This is a genomic window from Achromobacter sp. D7-1 (assembly GCF_059760445.1).
In genome coordinates, this window is the sequence record NZ_JCBAMT010000043.1 from 33,312 (window position 1) to 54,733 (window position 21,422).

Sequence of the window (21,422 nt, forward strand, 5' to 3'; positions counted from 1 at the left end):
AGGGGCGCTCATTCTACTTGGGCGACGCTTGTGCCGTGCGCGTCACCAGCAGGATGCCCAGCGCCGCCAGCGCCATGCCGGGCCAGGCCAGCGCGGGGATGGCTTCGCCCAGGATGATCAGCGCGATGACGGCCGTGCAAGGCGGTACCAGGAAGAACAGCGCGGACACGCGCGAGGCCTCGCCGTAGCGGATCATGGTCAATAGCAAGGTGATGGCCACCAGCGAATTGCCCACGACCAGATAAGCCAGCGAACCCAGCAAGGGGCCGGTCCACTCGATGTGCATCGGCTCCAGCCAGAACGCCAACGGCGCGGTGGCGATCAGGCCGACCGCGTACTGCACCATATTGGAGGTGACGGGATGCGTTTGCACGCCGTAGCGCTTTTCATACAGGGTGCCCCCAGTGATGCAGAGCAGGGCGCAGATGGCGAACGCCAAGCCTAGCGGCGAGAGCACGTCGATCGAGGCCTTGGCGATGATCACCAGCGCGGCGCCCGATACCCCCAGGCCCAGGCCGGCCCAGCGGCGGGCATCGACTTTCTCGTGCGCGATCGCCGGCGCCAGCAGGCCGATCAGGATAGGCTGCAGTGAGGTGATCAGCGCCACGGCGCCGGCCGACATGCCCTGTTTGAGCGACAGGTAGGTGAAACAGAAGTAGCCTGCCTGCAACAGCAGCCCGACCATCGCCAGATGGCCCCAGGCGCTGGCGCCGCGCGGCAGCGGCGGGCGCAGAACCAGCATGAACGGCGCAAGAATCAGCACCACGCAGGCATAGCGCAAGGCCAGGAACGTCATGGGGTCGGCATAGGCCAGACCCACTTTGAGCACGACGAAACCGCTGGACCAGAGAAGCAGGAAGAGCGCGGGCGCGGCTTTCAACCAGGCGGGGGGAGCGGCAGGCGGCATGTGGCGGAACATGGACGACGTGGGCAAGCCGCGATCGTACCCCCTTTTGGCACTTGTTCATCCCTGCCTAAAATGAGGCGTAGGATTCTTTTATTCATTTGCTGCACGCGAGGGATGGACATGTCGACCAACAAACAAGCTACGGTGCGTATCGCCCTGGGAACCTGGGACCGTTTGCGCGACGACGCATATTCGGTGCGTCACGAGGTGTTCGTCGTCGAACAGAAAGTGCCACCCGAAGTCGAGCTGGACGACGACGACGCCGTGTCGGTGCACGCCGTGGCCTACGGCCCGGACGGCACGCCGATGGGTACAGGCCGGCTTTTGCCCGACGGCCACATCGGCCGCATGGCGGTCCACAAGAAGGCGCGGGGCATGGGCGTCGGCAGCCAGTTGCTGGACGCGTTGATCAAACAAGGCCATGGCGACGGCCATCGCATGCTGGTGCTGCACGCGCAGACGCATGCGGCGGGCTTCTACCAGGCGCACGGTTTCAATGTGGAAGGCGAGGAATTCGTCGAGGCCGGTATTCCGCACGTGGTCATGACGCATGTGCTGAAGTAGGGCAGTCCCGCCCGGCTCAAGAAAATTGCGAGCCGGGCAAGCAAAATGGGCCCGACAAAGAAAAAACCCCGGACGCTTACGCGTTCGGGGTTTTTTTGGCGCATCACGCAGGTACCTCGTGATGTAATAATTGGTGCCCAGGAGAGGACTCGAACCTCCACACCTTGCGGCACACGGACCTGAACCGTGCGCGTCTACCAATTCCGCCACCTGGGCGCTGATGCTTTACTTGTTGCTTCGCTTTCGCGTTGTTTCTTGTTCAGCAGCAGAGGAATGAGATTATGCACACTTTTTTAGAAGTGTGCAAGTCGTGTGGGGTTTTTTTCATATTTTTTGCTGCCGGGCCGCTTTCGAACATTCGATATAGTGTCGCCCCATGTCCCGTACCCTTTGCACGCGTTGCCTGCGTCCTCTATCGCACTGTCTGTGCGCGCTGATTCCCTCGCTTTCCTGCCGTACTCGAGTCGTGGTGCTGCAGCATCCCAGCGAGGCGCGTCATGCCTTGAACACCGCAAGATTGGCCGTGCTGGGATTGGCGGGCGCGCAACGCGTGGTGGGCGAATATTTTTCAGAAGACGACTGGGCGTTGCCCGGCCACCTGCCTCGCTTGCTGTTTCCCGGCGAGGGCGCCGAGGAGTTGGTGCCTGGCTACGGGCAGGATCTCGGCGCGCCCATCAGATTGATCGTGCCCGACGGCACCTGGGGGCATGCGCGCAAGCTGCTGCATATCAATCCTGCGCTTGCCGCTTTGCCGCGCGTGATGTTGCCTGCGGGACTATCCACGCGCTATCGCGTGCGCCATGCCGATGTGGCAGGTGCGTTGTCCACGATAGAGGCCGTGACGCATGCCTTGAACGCCATCGAGGCGCCGATGAATTTCGATGCGCTGCTGCGGCCTTTCGAGGCATTGATCGATGGCCAGATCGAAGGCATGGGCGCCGACCTGTACGCACGGCATCATTTGAACCGCAAAGTGCCTTGGCGTTGAAGGGCGGGGTTTGCAAGGCGCAAAGCAAAAGCCCCGGAAATCTTGCGATTTCCGGGGCTTTTTAGCCGTTGCCATCAAGACTGGCTTGCATAGTCTTGATTAAAATTCCGTGGTGCCCAGGAGAGGACTCGAACCTCCACACCTTGCGGCACACGGACCTGAACCGTGCGCGTCTACCAATTCCGCCACCTGGGCACTGAGAGATACTGTCAGAAGTATGTGATACGCTGCCGCCCTAGTTGCATCGCTTCAGTTAAAACACATTAACTAAAGCATGCTTCCAAAGTGCAGTTGGTTCTACAATACGGTTTTAAGCAACTTGCTTTTCAACCCCGGCTGGGCTTTAAACTTCCCAACCTTCTGACCATTTTCTGCTTCAGTGTTCAGCCTTGGGCGAACCACAGAAGCTGCGCATTATATACGGAAATTTTAGCTTTGGCAAAACGATCGAATAACGAATCGAATAACAACAGATCAACACCCTTGCCCGAAGCGCCGCCGGACTTCGATCCTGATGTCCCGTCCCGTGAAGCCATCCTGAAAGCGCTGCGCGCCGCAGGCTCGCCGCTGTCTCCGGTGGAACTGGCCGAACGCATGGGCGTCGAGCGCGCCGCGACGATGGTGGGATTTGAGCGCCGCCTGGGCGCCATGGAGCGCGACGGGCAATTGATGCCCAATCGCAAGGGCGTGTTGCTGCTGGCCACCAAACTGGACTTCGTTGCCGGCAAGGTGCTGGGGCATCGCGACGGCTTCGGCTTCCTGCTGCGCGATGATGGCGGGCCCGATCTGTTCCTGTCGCCGCGCGAAATGCTCAAGGTGCTGCATGGCGATCGCGTGCTGGTCAAGCCTGCCGGCGAATACCGCGGCAAGCCTGAAGGCACCATCGTCGAAGTCATCGAACGCCGCACCAACAAGCTGGTGGGGCGCTTTCTGCACGAACACGGCCTGTCCATCGTCGTTCCCGAGGACCAGCGCATCAAGCACGACATCCTGATTCCGCCCAGCGATACCAACGGCGCCCAGCACGGGCAGGTGGTCGCGGTTGAAATCATGGAACAGCCCACGCGCCACACGCAGCCGCTGGGCCGCGTGGCCGAGGTGCTGGGCGAGATCGACGATCCCGGCATGGAAATCGAGATCGCGGTGCGCAAGTTCGACGTGCCGGTCGAATTCTCGGAGGCCGCGCGTAAGCAGGCGGCGCGCCTGCCGGATGTGGTCAAGAAGACCGACCTGAAAGACCGCGTAGATCTGCGCGACGTGCCGCTCATAACCATCGACGGCGAGGACGCGCGCGACTTCGACGATGCCGTTTACTGTGAACCCGTGGAACTGGGCACGGGCCAGCGCAAGCGTCCGGGCTGGCGCCTGCTGGTGGCCATTGCCGACGTGAGCCACTACGTGCGTCCGGGCGACGCGCTGGACGACGACGCGATCGAACGCGGCACCAGCGTGTACTTCCCCCGGCGGGTCATCCCGATGCTGCCGGAGTCGCTGTCCAACGGCCTGTGTTCGCTGAACCCGGACGTCGACCGCCTGGTGCTGGTCTGCGACATGGTCATCCCGGCCAGCGGCGCCAAGGCGGGTACGGTCACGGCCTACCAGTTCTATAACGCGGTCATGCATTCGCATGCGCGCACCACCTATACGAACATCTGGGCCGCCTTGCAGCAACCCGGCGGCCCGGCGGCGCATGCCATGCGCAGCGTCATGCCTCAGGTCCAGCATCTGTACGAGCTCTATCAATTGCTGGCGCAAGGGCGCAAGAAGCGCGGCGCCATCGACTTCGATACGGTCGAGACCAAGATCGTCTGCAACGAGCTCGGCCGCATCGAGCAGATCGTGCCGTCGGTGCGCAACGATGCCCACAAGCTGATCGAGGAATGCATGCTGGCCGCCAATACCTGCGCGGCCGACTTCATGACCCGCAGCAAGCATCCCGGCCTGTACCGCATCCACGAAGGGCCCACCCCCGAGCGCCTGCAATCGCTGCGCGAATTCCTGCGCACCATGGGCCTGTCGCTGGGCGGGGGCGAGACGCCCACGGCCAAGGACTACGGCGACTTCCTGGATTCGGTGCGCGGACGTCCCGACTATCAGCTGCTGCAGACCATGTGCCTGCGCTCCATGCAGCAGGCGGTCTACAGCCCCGACAATATGGGCCACTTCGGCCTGTCCTATCCTGGCTACAGCCACTTCACCTCGCCCATCCGCCGCTATCCCGACCTGCTGACGCACCGTGTCATCAAGGCGTTGCTGGCCGGCCAGCGGTATGTGCCCAGCCTGGAAGACCAGCCTGTGGTGATAGGCCGTACGCAGCGCGAGCACGAACACGCCATCTGGGAAAAGATGGGCCTGGTCCTGTCCGCCAGCGAGCGCCGCGCCGACGAGGCGTCGCGTGACGTCGAGGCCTGGCTCAAGTGCTGGTTCGTCAAGGAACGCGTGGGCGAGGACTTCAGCGGCACCGTCACCGGCGTCGCCAGCTTCGGCATCTTCGTCACGCTGGACACGCTGCACGTCGAAGGGCTGGTGCATGTTTCCGAGCTGGGCGGCGAGTACTTCCAGTTCAACGACGCCCTGCACGAGCTGCGCGGCGAGCGCACCGGCATGCGCTACCGCCTGACCGACAAGGTTCAGGTCCAGGTCTCGCGCGTGGACCTGGAGGCCCGCCGCATCGAGTTCCGCCTGGTGCAAGGTACGAGCTTCGACGCTCTGCGCAAGGCCTCGGCCCGCGGGCCGGACGAGCCGTCGCGCCGCGTGAAGAAGGCGGCCTCGCCCAAGCCCGCCGCCCTGAAGGGCCAGACCGCCAAGGAGCGGCGCGCCGAAGCCAAGAAGGCCAGCAAGCCGCCCAGGGCGCCCAAGGCGTCCAAGCGCGCCGCGCCGGCCAAGAAGGCCGCGCACAAGCGCCACTGATGCTTCTTTATGGCCAGGCCGTCGTTTGGCGGCCGAGCCATAAGGGGTAACATTGCATCTATGCCCGGCTTGGTCCGGTGGCCCGCCCCGCTCTGGGGCGGGTATTCGTTTATCTAAAGGTATTGCATTTATGGCGTCGACCCAAGTCCTGGCCGGGTTTCACGCGGTTGTTGCGCGGCTGCGCCACGCGCCCGACTCGATCAAGGAAATCTATGTAGAGGCATCGCGCCGCGACAAGCGGATGCAGACGTTCATCGAGCAGGCCGAGAAAGCGGGCTGCCGCCTGCATCCGGTCCCCATGGAGCGCCTGGACGGCTTGTCCCGCGGCACTCGCCACCAGGGCGTGGTGGCGCTGGCCGAAGAACGCCAATTGGCGGTGGACGTGGACGAAGTTCTCGACGTCATCGAAGGTCCGCCGCTACTGCTGATACTCGATGGCGTGACCGATCCGCACAACCTGGGCGCCTGCCTGCGTACCGCCGACGCCGCTGGCGTGCACGCGGTCATCGCCCCTCGCGACCGGGCCGTTGGCCTGAACGCGACCGTGCAACGCGTGGCTTGCGGCGCCGCCGACACGGTGCCCTATCTGATGGTGACCAACCTGGCGCGCACCATGCGCAGCCTGAAGGACCGCGGCGTGTGGCTGGTGGGTACCGACGACCAGGCGACCGACAGCATGCACCAGATCGATGCGCGCCAGCCCATGGCCTGGGTCATGGGGGCGGAAGGCGAGGGCATGCGCCGCCTGACGCGGGAAACCTGCGACCAGTTGGTGAACATCCCCATGCTGGGTTCGGTGGAAAGCCTGAACGTCAGCGTGGCCAGCGCCGTCTGCCTATACGAAACCGTGCGTCAGCGCCGTTCCTGATCCATCCGTCTTGCCTATCCTGTAGACCACATCCTCTTCGCGTCAGCCCATCATGCACCAGAACGGCTTTACCACCACCATCCTCCATTCCGACCGCAAGCAATCCGTCGAGCACGGAGCGGTGCACAAGCCCATGCATCCGTCCTCGGAGTTCGCTTACGAAGACGCCCGCGAGCTGGCTGCGGTCTTCCAAGGCAAAGCTGGCTTTACCTACGCCCGCCAGGGCACGCCCACCACCACTGCGCTGGAGGCCAAGGTCAACCAGATGGAAGGCGGCAAGGGCACGGTCAGCTTCGCGACCGGCATGGCTGCGCTGGCCGCGATCTTCACCACGCTGCTGCGCCGCGGCGACCACCTGGTATCCAGCCAGTTCGTGTTCGGCAACACCAACAGCCTGCTGGGCACGCTGCTGGAACTGGGCATCGAGATCACCTTCGTGGACGCGACCGATTCGTCGCAGGTGCGCGCGGCGATCCAGCCCAATACCCGCATGGTCTTCACCGAAACCATCGCCAATCCGGGCACGCAAGTTGCCGACCTGGCGGTGATCGGCGAGATCTGCCGCGAGAAGGGCCTGGTCTACGTGGTCGACAATACCTTGACCACGCCGTGGATGTTCCGGCCGGCCTCGGTCGGCGCGTCGCTGGTGATGAACTCGCTGTCCAAGTACATCGGCGGCCATGGCAATGCCTTGGGCGGGGCCGTGACGGACACTGGCTTGTACGATTGGTCGGATGACTCGAACATCTACGAGGCCTATCGCAAGGGCGCGCCCACTAGTTGGGGCCTTACGCAGATCAAGAAGAAGGGTCTGCGCGACATGGGCGGCACCCTGGCGGCCGAGCCCGCGCACCGCATCGCGGTGGGCGCCGAGACGCTGGCCCTGCGCATGGCCAAGCATTGCGCCAACGCGCTGGCGCTGGCGCGCTTCCTGGAAGAGCATCCCGGCGTGGCCAGGGTGCATTACCCCGGGCTGGCCAGCCACCCGCAACATGCGCGCGCGGCGGCGCTGTTCGGTTCGCGCTTCGGCGGGCTGCTCGGCGTGGAACTGGCCGATGGGGTGGATTGCTTCGATTTCCTGAACCGCCTGCGCATCGTGTTGATGGCGACTCACCTGGGCGATACGCGCAGCCTGGCGCTGCCCGCCGCCCACACCATCTATTACGAGATGGGCGCCGAGCGCCGCAAGCAGATGGGCATCGCGGACAGTCTCATCCGGGTGTCCGTGGGCATCGAAGACGAAGCCGATCTGCTGTTTGATTTCGATCAGGCGCTCAACGGCTGCCTGCAGGGATAATGCGGCACGCGCGCGGCCGGTGGCTGGCCGCGCCTGCAACGCCATCGGGATAGTGCCCATGCTTATACAGATCGCAGAAGTTTTTACGCCTGAAGAGGCGGCCGAGATCCGGCGCCGCCTGGACGCCGCCGATTGGGTCGACGGCAAAGTCACGGCCGGGCATCAGTCGGCCGAGGTCAAGCGCAACCGCCAATTGCCGGAGCAGCACCCCTTGGCGCAGGAGCTGGGCAACCTGATCCTGCAACGCCTGGCGGTCAACAACCTGTTCATGTCGGCCGCGTTGCCGCGCAAGATCTTTCCGCCTTTGTTCAATCGCTACGAGGGCGGCGAGTCCTTCGGCTATCACGTGGACAACGCCGTGCGCGGCATTGCCGGCACGGCCGAACGCGTGCGTACCGACCTGTCGGCCACCTTGTTCTTCTCCGAGCCCGACTCCTACGATGGCGGCGAACTGGTCATCGACGATACCTATGGCCCGCGCGCGGTGAAGCTGCCCGCCGGGCACATGGTGCTGTATCCCAGCACCAGCCTGCACAAGGTGAATCCGGTGGCGCGCGGCGCGCGCGTGTCGTCCTTTTTCTGGATGCAGAGCCTGGTGCGCGAAGACAGCCAGCGCGCGCTGTTGCTGGACATGGACGTGGCCATACAGCGCTTGAACCAGGACGCCGCAGGGCATCCTTCCATCGTGCAGCTCACCGGCATCTATCACAATTTGCTGCGTCGATGGGCCGAGGTCTGACGCAAGTTAACTATCGCGTTCGGGGGTGTCGCGCAAATCCCGAAATGCGTGTTTCTGTTTATTGCGAAAAGGTCTAAAAGCTAGTATTGGCGCGGGTTGTGGTGAGGTTTTCGCTTGACAGCCGCGCCACGCCAAGGCCTAATACACGTCTGCGTCGCTGACGATTTGAAGGCAATTTGCCATTGAATCCAAGCGGCGCAGCAGTTTAAAAGTTGTGCTTCGCAGCGCAAGAAAAAAGTTTATCCACTGTCTGTTCGTCGTTTGTCGGGTCTTGCGTCTTCAGCGGCGTCCATCATGACGGCCGTGAACTGCACTACCGGCAGACTCAATACCTTGTGAGGGGTACACCTGAATGAACAAAACCGAACTCATCGATCACATCGCCAGCAAGGCTGACATCTCCAAGGCTGCCGCTGGTCGTTCGCTCGACGCCCTGATCGGTGCCGTCAAGACCACCCTGAAGAAGGGCGGTACGGTTACGTTGGTTGGCTTTGGCACGTTCGCTGTGTCGGCTCGCGCCGCTCGCACCGGCCGTAATCCGCGCACCGGCGAAACTATCAAGATCAAGAAGGCCAAGGTGCCGAAGTTCCGTCCGGGCAAGGCCCTGAAGGACGCCGTCAACTAATGGACGGCGGGCGGATCGCAGGCGCAGACCTGGCGATTTGCCCACAAGTGCGCGGTCCGGTATACTCCGGCCCGCGTATTGCTTTTGAGTGCCCCGGTTGGCAGTTGCTTGTACGGATTTTTCGCGAATTTCGTCTTGAGGCTGCATCAAAATGGGTGCTTAGCTCAGTTGGTAGAGCGGCGCCCTTACAAGGCGTAGGTCACAGGTTCGACCCCTGTAGCACCCACCAAAAGCTCCGATATGCGCTCCACACAAAACCCGCACACGTCATGGTGGCGGGTTTTTTGTTTTGGGTTTTGTTCTTCATTGACTGAGCTGGCTTGCATTGCTCGGGCGCATTGATCCAGGTCAGAAATGTAGGACCGGATCAGATGAAATAGGACGTGCGAATCATTCGCATTTAAGATATTATTGTGGGCTTGTACCGGTCAGCAGCCGTCGCCATTGCGTGTGCGTCTTTTACTGGCTGGCCGGATAAGTCAATGCACTCTGGCTGATTCATGCCTAGTTTTCAACGCGGTTGGAATTCTTCTTCGCGCTCTTCATTCGGTATACGCGCAGGCGCTGGCCTGACGGTCCTGGCGCTGCATGCGGCAGTGATAGGAGCCATCTTCATGGCGCCCGAGAATCGTCCTGAACTCGAGGAACCGGAAGCCATCATGGTGAGCGTGGTGGATGCGCCCATTCCCCAGATCGCCAAGGCCGAACCCACTCCCGAAGAGCCGCAACCGGTGACGGAAACGCCGCCCGAGCCGCAACCCGAGATTGAACCGGAACCCGAGCCTGAGCCCGAACTCAAGCCCGAGCCGGAGCCTGAACCCGAACCGGAGCCGGTGGTTGAAAAGCCGCCGATGCCGGCGCCCAAGCCCAAACCCAAGCCGCCACCCAAGCCTAAGCCCAAGCCGGAGCCCAAGCAGGACGTCAAGGTCGAGCCCAAGCCGGACGCGCCGAAGGCGCCGCCCAGCGGCGCGCCCGAAGGCACCCAGGCGCCGCAAGGGCCGCAGCAGGGACCGCCGCCCGACCAACCGGTGCTGGTTTCCAGCATCGAGTTCCAGGGCGCGCGTCCCATGCCCAATTACCCGATGGCCTCGCGCCGCATGCGGGAAGAGGGCCGGGTGGTGGTGCTGGTCGAGATCAACACCCAGGGGCTGGTCGAGCGGGCAACCATCGACGCTTCCTCGGGCTTTCCGCGCCTGGACGAGTCGGCGCTGGCAGCCGCCCGCAAGGGCCGTTTCAAACCGTATACCCGTAACGGCGTGGCCTATCCCGCCAAAGCCAAAATTCCGTTCGATTTCGTAATGAGGAACTGAGATGTCCAACGCACTGCATAGCGCCACCCTGGTGGCGCAGGCGACCACCAGCCCGGCAGCGCCGGCTGCCGCCGCTGCTGCGCCTGCCGCGGCTGCGGCCGCGCCCGCCGCCCAACAAGCCGCCTCGACCGTCGGCGCCGTGGCTCAGCAAGCCGCTGGCGCTGTCCAGCAGTCGGCCGACACGCTGCAAGGCGCCGCCGCCGCGCTGCCCTCGGCGCTGCCTGCCGCGCCGGCTCCCATCGCGGTCCCCGACATGGGTTTCATGCACTTCATTGCGCAGAGCGACTTTGTCGGCAAGAGCCTGTTCATCATCCTGATCCTGATGTCGCTGGTGACCTGGTACCTGATCCTGGTCAAGGTGGCCAGCAACGTCAGCATGCGCAAGCGCTCGGCGGACTTCCTGAACAAGTTCTGGAACGCCAGCTCGCTCGAGCAGGTGGAAAACGAAATCGTCACGCACGGCGCGCGCGATCCGTTCTCGCACTTGGCCAGCCATGCCATGCATGCGCAGGCGCATCACAACAAGTTCGGCGCGACCAAGCTGGAAGAAGCCGGGAGCAATACCGATTTCGTCACGCGCACCATGCGCAAGGTGATCGACGAAGAAACCGCCAAGCTGGAAAACGGCCTGACGGTGCTGGCGTCGGTCGGTTCGACGGCGCCGTTCGTGGGCCTGTTCGGTACGGTCTGGGGCGTGTACCATGCCCTGGTCGGCATCGGCCTGTCCGATGGCGTGACCATCAACCGCATCGCTGGTCCGGTGGGCGAAGCGCTGATCATGACGGGCCTGGGCCTGGCGGTCGCCATTCCCGCGGTGCTGGCCTACAACACCTTCGTGCGCAACAACCGCGTGTTCCTGTCGCGCCTGGATGCCTTCGCGCATGATCTGTTCGCGTTCCTGACCACCGGCCAGCAAGTTGCGCTGTCCGACGGCAAGGTGCGCGCCCTGCGCCGCCAGAACGGCAACGGCGCTGCGGCTCAACGCGGGAGCGAATAATGGCCTTTGGCAGCTTCGAGGGCAAAGGGTCCGGAAGCCACACGGTTTCCGAGATCAACATGGTGCCCCTGATCGACGTGATGCTGGTGCTGCTGGTGATCTTCATCATCACCGCGCCGCTGCTGGCGCACTCGATCAAGATCAACATGCCCCAGGTGGCCGCCGAGCAGATCGAGGAAGAGCCCAAGACCGTCGACCTGGCCATCGATGCCAGCGGCGCGTTGTTCTGGGACGAGAAGCCGGTCAATATCGACGACCTGCCCAACCGCTTCAAGTCGATCGCCGGCACCAAGCCGCAACCCGAGATCCGCATCCGCGCGGACCAGAACACCCGCTACGAAACGCTGGCCAAGGTCATGGCTTCGGCGCGCCGTTCGGGCATGACGCGCATCGGGTTCGTCACCACGCCTCCTTCGGGCGGCGCCGCGGGCGGGGCAACCCCCGCCGCAGCCGGAGCCGCCCCGGCTCCGTCCGCACCTTGAACGCTTCCCGGCCCCGGGGCGTATTTCACGCCCCGTTCCGGCCGGGATCGCGCTAGAATCGCCGCATGCGAGTTCTGGTAATCGAAGACGACACCACCCTGGGCCACGCGCTCCAGGAATTTCTGGCCGACCAAGGCTATGCGGTCGACTGGCTGACCGAGGGCGACCGGGTTCTGGGCGCCTTGGCAGGTCAGCCCTACGACCTGATGCTGCTCGACCTCAACCTCCCCGGTATGAGCGGACTGGACGTGCTGCGGCAGTTGCGGCAGGACGGCAACCAGGTCCCCGTGCTGATTCTCACCGCCCGCGATGGCATCGAGGACCGCGTCGCCGGCCTGGATGCTGGGGCCGATGATTACGTCACCAAACCTTTCGAACTGCCCGAGCTGGCGGCGCGCGTGCGCGCCTTCGGCCGGCGCCGTGCCGGCCAGGCGCAGCCCCTGATCGAAGTCGGACCGCTGGTGTTCGACACCGTCGGCCGCGAAGTCCGCGCCAATGGCCAGCGCTTGTCCCTGTCGGTGCGCGAACTTTCTGTCCTGGAAATGCTGATGGCCCGCGTCGGCCGCGTCGTGACCAAGCGCCAGATCGTGAACTCGCTTTCGGCCTGGGATGCCGACTTCAGCGAAAACGCCGTCGAAGTCTATGTGTACCGCCTGCGCAAGCGCCTGGAAGGCACGGGCGCCAGCATTCAGACGGTACGCGGCTTTGGCTACATGCTGGATGTGGAAACGGCCTGACGGGCCGGCCTCGGCCGGATCGCGCCGGCCGAGCGCATCCATACGCCTGGGCGAGGGTATTGCGTCATGATGCAGGAACGCGCTCCTACCTCTACTCCGGCTTCTCGCCCCTTGCTTCCCTCTCGTTCGCTGGCGCGGCATCTGGTCATTCGCCTGATGCCGCCGATCCTGCTGCTGGTCCTGCTGGACCTGGCAGCCACCTGGGTCATCACGCACAAGATCGACATGTCGCTCTGGATGCTGGAAGATTTCTTCTGGTTGATGGTGGTGGGGCAGATCGCGCTGATTGCGCTGTTCACCTGGGTGGTGGTGCAGGGCGTGCGCTCGGGGCTGCGTTCGGTCAATCATCTGTCTGAGGAGATCAGGCAACGCTCCATCGACGACATGCAGCCGCTGGAAGTGGCCGGCGTGCCGGTCGAAATCGAGCCGCTGGTGACGCACACCAATGACTTGCTGTTGCGCCTGGACGCCTCGCTGGCGGCGCAGCGCCGCTTCATCGGCCATGCGGCGCACCAGTTGCGCACGCCCTTGTCCGGCCTGCGGCTGGAGTCCGAACTGATGCTGGCGCGTCCCTTGCCCGACGACGTGCGGGCGCGGGCGGAACGCATCAAGGCCGTCAGCGACCGCATGATCCGCCTGGGGCAGCAACTGCTGGTGCTGGCGCGCGCCGATCCCAACGCCCGCCCGCAAGACAGTTTCGTGCGCATCGACCTGTGCGAATGGGTGCGCGCGAACGGCGCGGAGTGGTTTCCGCGGGTGCGCGAGGCGCACTACGAGCTGGATCTGGTGGCGCCCGATGCGCCGATCTGGATCGACGCCGATCCCTTGCTGTTGGCCGAGCTGCTGGGCAATCTCATCGACAACGCGCTGCGCTATGGCAACAAGACCGGCCGCATCACGCTGATCGTCGGCGCCAATCCGCCTTCGCTGACCGTGGAGGACGACGGACCTGGCATTTCTCCGGATGAGCGCGAACGCGTGTTCGAAGCCTTCTACCGCTCGCCCACGGCTACCGCGGGCGGGTCGGGCCTGGGGTTGGCCATCGTGCGGGAAATCGCGCATGCGCATGGCGCCTGGTGGAAGCTCACCAGCCGCCCGGACTTTTCAGGAACACGGCTTTCCGTCGTGTTTCCCGGCCCCCGCAAGGGAGCCCAACTCACTCGTCAAGAACCTACATCATGAGCCAAGGTTCGGCCAGCGTTCCTTCGTCGTCCAATGGGCATGCACTCGGCGGACACGCGCCGTCGTCGCGCGCGGCTCTCATCATGGGGGCGCTGGGTGTGGTGTATGGCGATATCGGCACCAGCCCTCTGTATACGCTGCGGGCCTGCTTGACGGGACTGAGCGTGCACACCGATCTGGAGCCGGCCCACCTGCTGGGCGTGCTGTCCATCTTGTTCTGGATGCTGATGGTGGTGGTGTCGTTCAAGTACGTGACCCTGGTGCTGCGTGCCGACAACCGTGGCGAGGGCGGCACGCTGGCCTTGCTGGAATTGGCGGTGCGCGGGCGCGAAGGCAAGCTGCGCTGGGTGTTGATCGTGTTGGGGATCTTTGGCGCGGCGCTGTTCTATGGCGACAGCATGATCACGCCGGCGATCTCGGTGCTGTCGGCGCTGGAAGGGATAGGTATCGTGTCGCATCAGCTGGATGCCTGGGTGGTGCCGTTGGCGCTGGTGGTGCTGATCGCTCTGTTCGCGATCCAGTCGCACGGCACGGGCGCCATGGGCAAACTGTTCGGTCCGGTGATGCTGCTATGGTTCGGCACGTTGGCGGCGCTGGGCGGGTGGCAGATCTGGCAGACCCCGGAAGTGCTGCGGGCGTTGAATCCGATGTGGGGGCTGCGCTTCATCGTCGAGTTTCCGTGGATCAGTTTCGTGCTGCTGGGGGCGGTGGTGCTGGCCCTGACCGGCGCCGAGGCGCTGTATGCCGACATGGGCCACTTCGGTCGTCCGGCGATCCGCCGCGCCTGGTTCAGCATGGTGCTGCCGGCCTTGACGCTGTGTTATTTCGGCCAGGGCGCGCTGCTGCTGCGCGATCCGACGGCGATACGCAATCCGTTCTTCATGATGGCGCCGGAATGGGGGCTGGCTCCGCTCGTGGCGCTGGCGACCATCGCGACCATCGTGGCGTCGCAGGCGGTGATTTCCGGGGCTTACTCGGTCACGCGGCAGGCGGTGCAACTGGGCTTCTGGCCGCGCATGCAGATCCTGCACACCTCGGCGGTCGAGAAGGGGCAGATCTATCTGCCGCAGGTCAATGCGCTGCTGCTGTGCGCGGTGCTGATCCTGGTGCTGCTGTTCCGCAATTCGGACAATCTGGCCGCGGCCTATGGTTTTGCGGTCACTGGCACGATGCTCACGACTTCGGTGCTGGCTTTCGCGGTGCTGCCGCGCGGTTCGACCGGAATCAAACGTGTGTTGTGGCTGGTGGCGCTGGGCCTGCTGCTGTTGTTTGACGTGCTGCTGTTCTCGGCCAATGTGTTCAAGATCCATGAGGGGGGCTGGCTGCCGCTGCTGGTGGCCATCGTGGTGTTCACGCTGATGATGACCTGGCGGCGCGGACGCCGGCTGCTGTCCGAGATGCAGCAGCGGGACCGTCAGCCGCTCAAGGAATTCATGGCGCAGCTGGAGGAATATCCGCCGTCGCGGGTGCCGGGCACCGCGATCTTCATGACGATGAATTCGGGCAATGTGCCGCCGGCGCTGCTGCATAACTTGAAGCACAACAAGGTGCTGCACGACCATGTGCTGTTCCTGACGATCCTGGTGGCGGACGTGCCTTATGTCTCGCCGGAAGAACGTTTCTCCGTGACCAAGCTGTCGGCGTCGAGCTGGCAGGCGACGATCAATTACGGCTTCAAGGAAGATCCGGACGTGCCGGAGGCGCTGCGGCTGGTGGCGGAGGCCTATCCCGAGATTGATCTGGAGCCGATGCGGACTTCCTACTTCCTGTCGCGGCAGACGGTGGTGGCGGCCAGGAAGCCGGCGTTGTGGCGGTGGCGGCGGGCGGTGTTTTCGTTCATGGCGCGGAACTCTACGCGGAGTACCAAGTTCTTCAAGATTCCGGCTAATCGGGTGGTGGAGATGGGGATGCAGGTGGAGCTTTAGGCTCTGGGTTCTTGCCGATGCGGTGAGTTCTTATGACGCCAGTGGCGACGGGGCCTGGGGCGCGCGGGGCAACGATTGCGGCCCGGAGCCTTCGCTCCGGGCTTCCCCGTCGTCATCGTCGTCCTCGCCTTCGGCGACTCCTTCCGATTCCCTCGGGCTTATCGACGCCCCGCGCGCCCCAGGCCCCGTCGCCACTGGCTGCGTCGCTTGAGTGTGTCCCGGTGCTGGGCCGGTTGGTGTGCTTGACGTTCTCGCCTGGAGTGGGTTGTGGCGGAGGATCTTGCGGGGCTCGCCCCCGGCCGGCCGCGCGGGCGGCCTTTGGGGGCTTGTGCGGTGTCTTGCGATTGGTGTTTGTAAAGCAAAAAGCCCTTCGGCATGCCGAAGGGCTTTGTTTTGGGCCTTGAAGAATTACTTCTTCTTGCCTTCGTCGCTCAGCTGCGGCAGCGAGCTGCCGGAGGAGGCGAGCAGGCCGGTCTTCACGTAGGTGAAGAGCTTGCCGCGGGTGTCGACGATGTCGAGGTTGCGCATGGTGAGCTGGCCGATGCGGTCTGCGGGCGTGAACGGGGCGTTTTCGACCTTTTCCATGGACAGGCGCTCGGGCGCGTAGGTCAGGTTGGGCGATTCGGTGTTCAGCAGCGAGTAGTCGTTGCCGCGGCGCAGTTCGATGGTGACTTCGCCGGTGACGGCGCGGGCGACCCAGCGTTGGGCGGCTTCGCGCAGCATGATGGCTTGCGGGTCGAACCAGCGGCCCTGGTACAGCAGGCGGCCGAGCTTGCGGCCGCTTTCGCGGTACTGCTCGATGGTGTCTTCGTTGTGGATGCCGGTGACCAGGCGCTCGTAGGCGATGAACAGCAGGGCCAGGCCCGGGGCTTCGTAGATGCCGCGGCTCTTGGCTTCGATGATGCGGTTTTCGATCTGGTCGCTCATGCCCAGGCCGTGGCGGCCGCCGATGCGGTTGGCTTCGAGCATCAGTTCGACCGGGTCGCTGTATTCCACGCCGTTCAGGGCGACCGGATGGCCTTCCTCGAAGCGGACGGTGACTTCCTCGGCCTTGACGGCGACGTCGTCGCGCCAGAAGGCGACGCCCATGATGGGCTTGACGATGCGGATGCCGGAGTTCAGGTGCTCCAGGTCCTTGGCTTCGTGCGTGGCGCCCAGCAGGTTGGAGTCGGTGGAGTAGGCTTTTTCAGCCGACATCTTGTAGTCGAAGCCGGCCTGGCGCATGTATTCCGACATTTCGGAACGGCCGCCGAGCTCGTCGATGAAGCGCTGGTCCAGCCAGGGCTTGTAGATCTTCAGGTCCGGATTGGTCAGCAGACCGTAGCGGTAGAAGCGCTCGATGTCGTTGCCCTTGAAGGTGCTGCCGTCGCCCCAGATGTTGACGTCGTCTTCCTTCATGGCGGCCACCAGCATCGTGCCGGTGACTGCGCGGCCGATGGGGGTGGTGTTGAAGTAGGTGATGCCGGCGGTCGAGATGTGGAACGCGCCCGATTGCAGGGCGGCGATGCCTTCGGCAACCATCTGCGCGCGGCAGTCGATCAGGCGGGCCTTCTCGGCGCCGTAGGCCATGGCCTTGCGCGGGATCTCGTCGTAGTCGGACTCGTCGGGCTGGCCCAGGTTCGCGGTGTAGGCGTAGGGGATGGCGCCATTGTTGCGCATCCACAGGAGCGCTGCGCTGGTGTCGAGGCCGCCGGAGAAGGCGATGCCGACCTTCTGGCCGGTGGGAAGGTTCGGGAGAATAGTGGTCATTGTTTGAAGTGAGACGCCAACAGGACTTGGACAGCAGACTTGGACAGCCGCTAGCCGCCAAACAAGAGAAACGGACGCTATTTTAACTCTTTTGCCGCGGATGGGCCGGGGGGCGCGAATAGGGCTGGCAGCTCCAGCCGCCGGATCAGGAGCGCGGTGGCGGCGGCCAGCCGGGTGGCGGGGCGGTGGCGGGCGCTGGCCAGCACCAGGTCATTGGTGATGATCGGGTCGACGATGTCGCAGAGCGACAGCTCGTGTTCCGCGGCGGGGCCGCGCGCGGCCGAGCGCGGCAGGATGGCGTAGGCATCGCCCTGGGCGGCCAGTTCGACGATGGTCTGGACCGCATCCACCTCGACGGCGATGGTCAGGCGCACGCCCTGGGCGCGGCACACGCTTTCGACCAGGGTGCGGATGGCGTTGGGCAGGCTGGGCACCACCAGCGGGTAGTCGCCCAGTTGCGCCACGGCGATGCGCGCGGGCAGGGCGGGCCGGTGTCCGGCGGCGGCCACCAGCACCAGGTCTTCGCGGAACAGCGATTCGTAGGCCAGCTGGGGTGAGGGCGCGGGATCGTAGAGCAGGGCCAGGTCGACGCGGCCGGCCAGCAGCCATTCGCGCACCTGGGCGCTGAGGCCTTCGGCCACGGCGATGGAGGCTTCGGGAAAGCCGCGGCGGAAAGCCTGCACCAGCGGCGGCGTCAGCACCCGCGCGATGCGGGGCGGCAGGCCCACCACGACCTTGCCGGTGGGCGTTTCGCGCAGGGTCTGCAGGTCTTCCTTGGCGCGTTCGGCCAGGGTCAGCAGGGCGCGGGCGTGCTCCAGGAAGCGCAGTCCGGCCTCGGTGGGTTCGGCGCCGCGCCCGTTGCGATAGAGCAGGTGCTGGCCGAGTTCCAGTTCTAGCAGGCGGACCTGGCGGCTGAGCGTGGGCTGTGCCACGTCCAGCATTTCGGCCGCGCGCGAGAAGCTGCGCCTCTCGGCCACGCGCAGGAAGTATTCGATCTGCTTCAGGTCCATCGGATATTTGGAAAATCTATATCTGAAATCAAAGATATAGCATTGTTGGGCGGCGGGCAATCCGGGACCATGACGCTTTCACCGCAGGAACCCGCCCGTGCCCGATTGCCGTCCTCCGCTTGCCTCACCGTCCCGTCCCCGCCACGCCTTGCCGCCTGGCGCGTGCGATGCGCATTGCCATGTGTTCGGGCCGGCTGGCGTGTTTCCGTATGCCGAGGGGCGCTCGTACACGCCGCCGGACGCGCCTTACCAGGCCATGGCGGCGCTGCACGAGCGCCTGGGCGTGGAGCGCGCGGTGGTGGTGCAGGCCAATTGCCATGGCTCCGACCACCGGGCGTTGCTGGACGCGCTGGCCCGGAGCGGCGGCCGCTATCGCGGCGTGGCGCTGCTGGGGGCTGACGCCACCGAGGCCGGCGTCAGGCAATTGCATGAGGGCGGGGTGCGCGCGGCCCGCTTCAACTTTGTGCCGCATCTGGGCGGTGCGCCCGATCCGGCGGTCTTTGACCAGGTGGTGGCCCTGATCGCGCCGTTGGGCTGGCATCTGTGCCTGCATCTGGACGGCGCGATGCTGCCGGAACTGTTGCCGCGCCTGGCTACGCTGCCGTTGCCCTTCGTGGTCGATCACATGGGGCGGTTGAAAGCTGCCGATGGTTTGGAGTCGCCGGCGATGCAGGCGCTGCTCGGCTTGGCGCAGGTGCCGCAGGCCTGGGTCAAGGTGTCGGGCATCGACCGCATCGCGTCCGGCACGCGTCCGTATGCCGAGGGCCTGCCCTTTGTGCGCGCGCTGGCCGAGGCTTTGCCCGACCGTTGCCTGTGGGGCACGGACTGGCCGCATCCGAACGTGGCGGGCGACATGCCGGATGACGGCGAGTTGGTCGACCTGTTTTTCGAAGCTTGCCCCGATGCGGCCTTGCGCCAGCGCATCCTGGTGGACAACCCGGCGCGGCTGTACGGATTCGAGTAGGCGCGGCAAACGCGGCCGCCATCAGGCGGCGCGCGGATGACAAGAAAATTCCATTCAATCAGGAGACATCATGTTCAAGAAAATACTGTCCGCCGGCTTGCTGAGCCTGGCCGCTGTGGGCTCCGCCCATGCCGACGGGCCGGTGCGCCTCATCATCGCCTTCCCGCCGGGCGGGCCGGTGGATCTGGTGGGCCGGGTGCTGGCCGAGCAACTAGGCAAGGAGCTGAAGCAGCAGGTCATCGTGGAGAACAAGGCCGGCGCCAACGGCAACATCGCGGCGGCCTACGTGGCCAAGTCGCCCGCCGACGGCTCGGTGCTGTTCCTGACCAGCGTGGGCGCGGTCGCGATCAGCCCGGCGCTGTACAAGGACCTGCCGTATGACCCCGTGCGCGATTTCGCGCCGGTGTCCAAGGTGGTGAACAACGCCACGGTGTTCGTGGTGAATCCGTCCAATCCGGCGGTCGACGCCGCGGACTTCGTCAAGAAGTCGCAAGCCGCCTCGCAATCGGTGGCGATCGGCTCGTCGGGCATCGGCAGCATTCCCCACCTGACGCTGGAAATGTTCGCCGACTCCAGCAAGGCGAACGTGATGCATGTGCCTTACAAGGGCGCGGCCCCGGTCATCAACGACGTGATGGGCAATCAGGTGTCGGGCTTCTTCGGCGACGTGCCGGGCCTGATCGGCCATATCCAGGGCGGCAAGCTCAAGCCCCTGGGCATCGCCGCGCCGACCCGCCATCCGCTGCTGCCCGAGGTCAAGACCCTGGCCGAGCAAGGCATTGCCGGGGTGGAGTCCAACAACTGGTACGGCATCGTGGCGCCGGCCGCCACGCCGCCGGCCACGATCGACAAGCTCAACCAGGCCGTGCGCGCCGCGCTGAACACGGAGAGCGTACGCGCCCGCTTGGAGAAGTTTGGCGCCCAGGCCGCGCCCGGCAGCCCGCAGGAACTGGCTGCCCTGATCGCGTCGGACCGGGAGAAGTGGACCGCGCTGATCCAGCGCAAGAACATCCGTCCGGAGTGAAAATGAACGCATGCAGAGTAGGGCTCGTGACGCCCGGCACTCGCCCGGAACTGGCTGAAGTCGAGGCGCGGATCTCGGCTGCGCGGGGGCGCATCTCGCCTCTGTACCAGGTGCTGCTGAACAGCCCGGCCGTGGTCCAGGGTTGGGAAGCGATGCTGACCGCGATCCGCCTGAACACTTCGGTGCCACCGCGCCTGCGGGAGTTGATCATCCTGCGCGTGGCGACCTTGAACAACGCGCCGTACGAGTTCGAGGCCCATGTGCCGCACGCGCTGGCCGCTGGCATGTCGCAAGCGCTGGTCGACGAATTGCGCGGCGGCCCTGCGCCTGCGGAATTGCAGGGCCTGGAGCCGGGCGAGGCCGAGGTGCTGGCGCTGACGGACGCCATGACGCGCGACATCGAGGTGCCGGACGCCGTGTTCGCGCCGCTGCGCGCGCGCTACGATGACACGCAGCTGGTGGAACTGGCGGCGACCGTGGGCGCGTACAACATGGTCTCGCGCTTCCTGGTGGCCTTGCGCGTCGGACATTGAAAAGGAGACTGGAGTGCAGGAAACCGTATTGCTGGTATCGCTGGGCGAGCGCTTCGACGAACCGCGGGCAGGTGAACTTGGGCGGACCTTGACCCAAGGATTGCAAGGCCTGCGCGCCGCCGCGTACGCCGCCGTTGAAGAAGACGAAACCTACGTCTATCTGCGCGGTCCGGCGGCCGCGTTGCCGGAAGCGCGGGCCCGCCTGGCCGAGAGCTTTCCGGGCGCCCGTAGCCGCGTGCTGCACTTGACGCTGGACCTGGCCGGCGCCTCGGCGGGGCAGGACGCGCCGTGGCACTACATTGTCGAAACCGATGTGCTGCCCGAGGCGGAGACCGACCTGAATGCCTGGTATGACCAGGAGCATCTGCCGGGCCTGGCGTCCGTGCCTGGCACGGTGCGCGCCATGCGCTATGAATGCCGCGACGAGTCGCCGCGCTACCTGGCCTGCTACGACCTGCACACGCGCGAGACCTTCGGCAGCCCGCCCTGGCTGGCCGTGCGCGCCAGTGACTGGAGCAGCCGCGTGCGGCCGTCGTTCCGCAACACGCGCCGCACCATGTTCAAGCGGATCCTGTAGCCTCGCCGAACTGAAAAAAAGGCCTGCGCATCGA

20 protein-coding genes and 3 tRNA genes are annotated in these 21,422 nt (G+C 64.9%); 18 read left to right on the forward strand and 5 right to left on the reverse strand.

What is annotated here, in order from left to right:
- Positions 1-13: 13 nt before the first annotated feature.
- Positions 14-907, reverse strand: a complete 894-nt coding sequence (locus AC6LKD_RS18675; RefSeq protein WP_041655327.1) for a DMT family transporter — start codon at positions 905-907, stop codon at positions 14-16.
- Positions 908-1,021: 114 nt separating this feature from the next.
- Here AC6LKD_RS18675 and AC6LKD_RS18680 point away from each other — a divergent pair, with 114 nt between their 5' ends.
- Positions 1,022-1,471: a GNAT family N-acetyltransferase gene (locus tag AC6LKD_RS18680; protein WP_162470883.1), complete on the forward strand. Its 450-nt coding sequence runs from the start codon at positions 1,022-1,024 to the stop codon at positions 1,469-1,471.
- Positions 1,472-1,602: 131 nt separating this feature from the next.
- Here the strand turns inward: AC6LKD_RS18680 and AC6LKD_RS18685 are convergent.
- Positions 1,603-1,687: transfer RNA gene (locus AC6LKD_RS18685), tRNA-Leu, on the reverse strand.
- A 160-nt stretch (positions 1,688-1,847) separates the two neighbouring features.
- Between AC6LKD_RS18685 and AC6LKD_RS18690 the strand changes: the two genes are divergently transcribed.
- Positions 1,848-2,459, forward strand: a complete 612-nt coding sequence (locus AC6LKD_RS18690; protein ID WP_498117068.1) for a tRNA-uridine aminocarboxypropyltransferase — start codon at positions 1,848-1,850, stop codon at positions 2,457-2,459.
- 110 nt (positions 2,460-2,569) lie between these two features.
- On the opposite strand, the gene AC6LKD_RS18695 is transcribed toward AC6LKD_RS18690, so the two are convergent.
- Positions 2,570-2,654: transfer RNA gene (locus AC6LKD_RS18695), tRNA-Leu, on the reverse strand.
- Positions 2,655-2,894: 240 nt separating this feature from the next.
- Between AC6LKD_RS18695 and rnr the strand changes: the two genes are divergently transcribed.
- The 12 genes from rnr (at position 2,895) to AC6LKD_RS18755 (ending at position 15,531) form a co-directional block, all read left to right on the forward strand.
- Complete coding sequence (gene rnr / locus AC6LKD_RS18700; protein WP_013392618.1) at positions 2,895-5,369, forward strand: ribonuclease R; 2,475 nt, start codon at positions 2,895-2,897, stop codon at positions 5,367-5,369.
- A 130-nt stretch (positions 5,370-5,499) separates the two neighbouring features.
- Entirely contained in the window at positions 5,500-6,237 is a 738-nt protein-coding gene (gene rlmB / locus AC6LKD_RS18705; protein WP_013392619.1) for a 23S rRNA (guanosine(2251)-2'-O)-methyltransferase RlmB, read from the forward strand.
- Between the two features lie 52 nt (positions 6,238-6,289).
- Positions 6,290-7,534, forward strand: coding sequence for a cystathionine gamma-synthase family protein (locus AC6LKD_RS18710; protein ID WP_492274659.1), 1,245 nt, complete (start codon positions 6,290-6,292; stop codon positions 7,532-7,534).
- 58 nt (positions 7,535-7,592) lie between these two features.
- The gene (locus AC6LKD_RS18715; RefSeq protein ID WP_013392621.1) at positions 7,593-8,273 is read left to right on the forward strand and encodes a Fe2+-dependent dioxygenase; all 681 of its coding nucleotides are present in this window, start codon (positions 7,593-7,595) and stop codon (positions 8,271-8,273) included.
- A 352-nt stretch (positions 8,274-8,625) separates the two neighbouring features.
- Positions 8,626-8,898, forward strand: a complete 273-nt coding sequence (locus tag AC6LKD_RS18720; RefSeq protein ID WP_003812968.1) for an HU family DNA-binding protein — start codon at positions 8,626-8,628, stop codon at positions 8,896-8,898.
- Between the two features lie 153 nt (positions 8,899-9,051).
- Positions 9,052-9,127 (forward strand) — tRNA-Val (locus tag AC6LKD_RS18725).
- Between the two features lie 271 nt (positions 9,128-9,398).
- On the forward strand, positions 9,399-10,208 hold the full coding sequence (locus AC6LKD_RS18730) for an energy transducer TonB (RefSeq protein ID WP_013392622.1): 810 nt from the start codon (positions 9,399-9,401) through the stop codon (positions 10,206-10,208).
- A 1-nt stretch (position 10,209) separates the two neighbouring features.
- Positions 10,210-11,205, forward strand: a complete 996-nt coding sequence (locus tag AC6LKD_RS18735; RefSeq protein WP_013392623.1) for a MotA/TolQ/ExbB proton channel family protein — start codon at positions 10,210-10,212, stop codon at positions 11,203-11,205.
- On the forward strand, positions 11,205-11,687 hold the full coding sequence (locus AC6LKD_RS18740) for an ExbD/TolR family protein (RefSeq protein WP_498117070.1): 483 nt from the start codon (positions 11,205-11,207) through the stop codon (positions 11,685-11,687). The genes AC6LKD_RS18735 and AC6LKD_RS18740 overlap by 1 nt, the downstream gene beginning before the upstream one ends.
- Positions 11,688-11,752: 65 nt before the next feature.
- The gene (locus tag AC6LKD_RS18745; protein ID WP_006218435.1) at positions 11,753-12,424 is read left to right on the forward strand and encodes a response regulator transcription factor; all 672 of its coding nucleotides are present in this window, start codon (positions 11,753-11,755) and stop codon (positions 12,422-12,424) included.
- Positions 12,425-12,490: 66 nt separating this feature from the next.
- Positions 12,491-13,606 (forward strand): sensor histidine kinase, encoded by a 1,116-nt coding sequence (locus AC6LKD_RS18750; RefSeq protein WP_013392625.1) that lies wholly within the window; start codon positions 12,491-12,493, stop codon positions 13,604-13,606.
- Entirely contained in the window at positions 13,603-15,531 is a 1,929-nt protein-coding gene (locus AC6LKD_RS18755; protein WP_041653043.1) for a potassium transporter Kup, read from the forward strand. Before AC6LKD_RS18750 ends, AC6LKD_RS18755 begins: the two co-directional genes overlap by 4 nt.
- 408 nt (positions 15,532-15,939) lie before the next feature.
- Here the strand turns inward: AC6LKD_RS18755 and argG are convergent, their stop codons facing one another.
- Both argG and AC6LKD_RS18765 read right to left on the reverse strand, forming a co-directional pair.
- Positions 15,940-17,280, reverse strand: a complete 1,341-nt coding sequence (gene argG / locus AC6LKD_RS18760; protein ID WP_013392627.1) for an argininosuccinate synthase — start codon at positions 17,278-17,280, stop codon at positions 15,940-15,942.
- A 77-nt stretch (positions 17,281-17,357) separates the two neighbouring features.
- On the reverse strand, positions 17,358-18,290 hold the full coding sequence (locus tag AC6LKD_RS18765; RefSeq protein ID WP_013392628.1) for a LysR family transcriptional regulator: 933 nt from the start codon (positions 18,288-18,290) through the stop codon (positions 17,358-17,360).
- A 97-nt stretch (positions 18,291-18,387) separates the two neighbouring features.
- Here AC6LKD_RS18765 and AC6LKD_RS18770 point away from each other — a divergent pair, with 97 nt between their 5' ends.
- The 4 genes from AC6LKD_RS18770 (at position 18,388) to AC6LKD_RS18785 (ending at position 21,388) form a co-directional block, all read left to right on the forward strand.
- Entirely contained in the window at positions 18,388-19,254 is an 867-nt protein-coding gene (locus AC6LKD_RS18770; RefSeq protein WP_492274657.1) for an amidohydrolase family protein, read from the forward strand.
- Between the two features lie 70 nt (positions 19,255-19,324).
- Positions 19,325-20,278, forward strand: a complete 954-nt coding sequence (locus AC6LKD_RS18775) for a Bug family tripartite tricarboxylate transporter substrate binding protein (protein ID WP_013392630.1) — start codon at positions 19,325-19,327, stop codon at positions 20,276-20,278.
- Between the two features lie 2 nt (positions 20,279-20,280).
- Positions 20,281-20,811, forward strand: coding sequence for a carboxymuconolactone decarboxylase family protein (locus tag AC6LKD_RS18780; protein ID WP_498117071.1), 531 nt, complete (start codon positions 20,281-20,283; stop codon positions 20,809-20,811).
- A 13-nt stretch (positions 20,812-20,824) separates the two neighbouring features.
- Complete coding sequence (locus AC6LKD_RS18785) at positions 20,825-21,388, forward strand: hypothetical protein (RefSeq protein WP_498117072.1); 564 nt, start codon at positions 20,825-20,827, stop codon at positions 21,386-21,388.
- The last annotated feature ends 34 nt before the right edge of the window (positions 21,389-21,422 follow it).

Bases quoted from the DNA above. Each gene is read 5' to 3' on its own strand.
- AC6LKD_RS18680 (WP_162470883.1), top strand. From the start codon at position 1,022: ATGGACATGTCGACCAACAAACAAGCTACGGTGCGTATCGCCCTGGGA.
- AC6LKD_RS18720 (WP_003812968.1), top strand. From the start codon at position 8,626: ATGAACAAAACCGAACTCATCGATCACATCGCCAGCAAGGCTGACATC.
- AC6LKD_RS18755 (WP_041653043.1), top strand. From the start codon at position 13,603: ATGAGCCAAGGTTCGGCCAGCGTTCCTTCGTCGTCCAATGGGCATGCA.
- AC6LKD_RS18710 (WP_492274659.1), top strand. From the start codon at position 6,290: ATGCACCAGAACGGCTTTACCACCACCATCCTCCATTCCGACCGCAAG.
- AC6LKD_RS18715 (WP_013392621.1), top strand. From the start codon at position 7,593: ATGCTTATACAGATCGCAGAAGTTTTTACGCCTGAAGAGGCGGCCGAG.
- AC6LKD_RS18750 (WP_013392625.1), top strand. From the start codon at position 12,491: ATGATGCAGGAACGCGCTCCTACCTCTACTCCGGCTTCTCGCCCCTTG.
- AC6LKD_RS18765 (WP_013392628.1), bottom strand. From the start codon at position 18,290: ATGGACCTGAAGCAGATCGAATACTTCCTGCGCGTGGCCGAGAGGCGC.
- AC6LKD_RS18740 (WP_498117070.1), top strand. From the start codon at position 11,205: ATGGCCTTTGGCAGCTTCGAGGGCAAAGGGTCCGGAAGCCACACGGTT.
- AC6LKD_RS18735 (WP_013392623.1), top strand. From the start codon at position 10,210: ATGTCCAACGCACTGCATAGCGCCACCCTGGTGGCGCAGGCGACCACC.
- rlmB (WP_013392619.1), top strand. From the start codon at position 5,500: ATGGCGTCGACCCAAGTCCTGGCCGGGTTTCACGCGGTTGTTGCGCGG.
- AC6LKD_RS18745 (WP_006218435.1), top strand. From the start codon at position 11,753: ATGCGAGTTCTGGTAATCGAAGACGACACCACCCTGGGCCACGCGCTC.
- AC6LKD_RS18730 (WP_013392622.1), top strand. From the start codon at position 9,399: ATGCCTAGTTTTCAACGCGGTTGGAATTCTTCTTCGCGCTCTTCATTC.
- argG (WP_013392627.1), bottom strand. From the start codon at position 17,280: ATGACCACTATTCTCCCGAACCTTCCCACCGGCCAGAAGGTCGGCATC.
- AC6LKD_RS18690 (WP_498117068.1), top strand. From the start codon at position 1,848: ATGTCCCGTACCCTTTGCACGCGTTGCCTGCGTCCTCTATCGCACTGT.
- AC6LKD_RS18780 (WP_498117071.1), top strand. From the start codon at position 20,281: ATGAACGCATGCAGAGTAGGGCTCGTGACGCCCGGCACTCGCCCGGAA.
- AC6LKD_RS18675 (WP_041655327.1), bottom strand. From the start codon at position 907: ATGCCGCCTGCCGCTCCCCCCGCCTGGTTGAAAGCCGCGCCCGCGCTC.
- AC6LKD_RS18775 (WP_013392630.1), top strand. From the start codon at position 19,325: ATGTTCAAGAAAATACTGTCCGCCGGCTTGCTGAGCCTGGCCGCTGTG.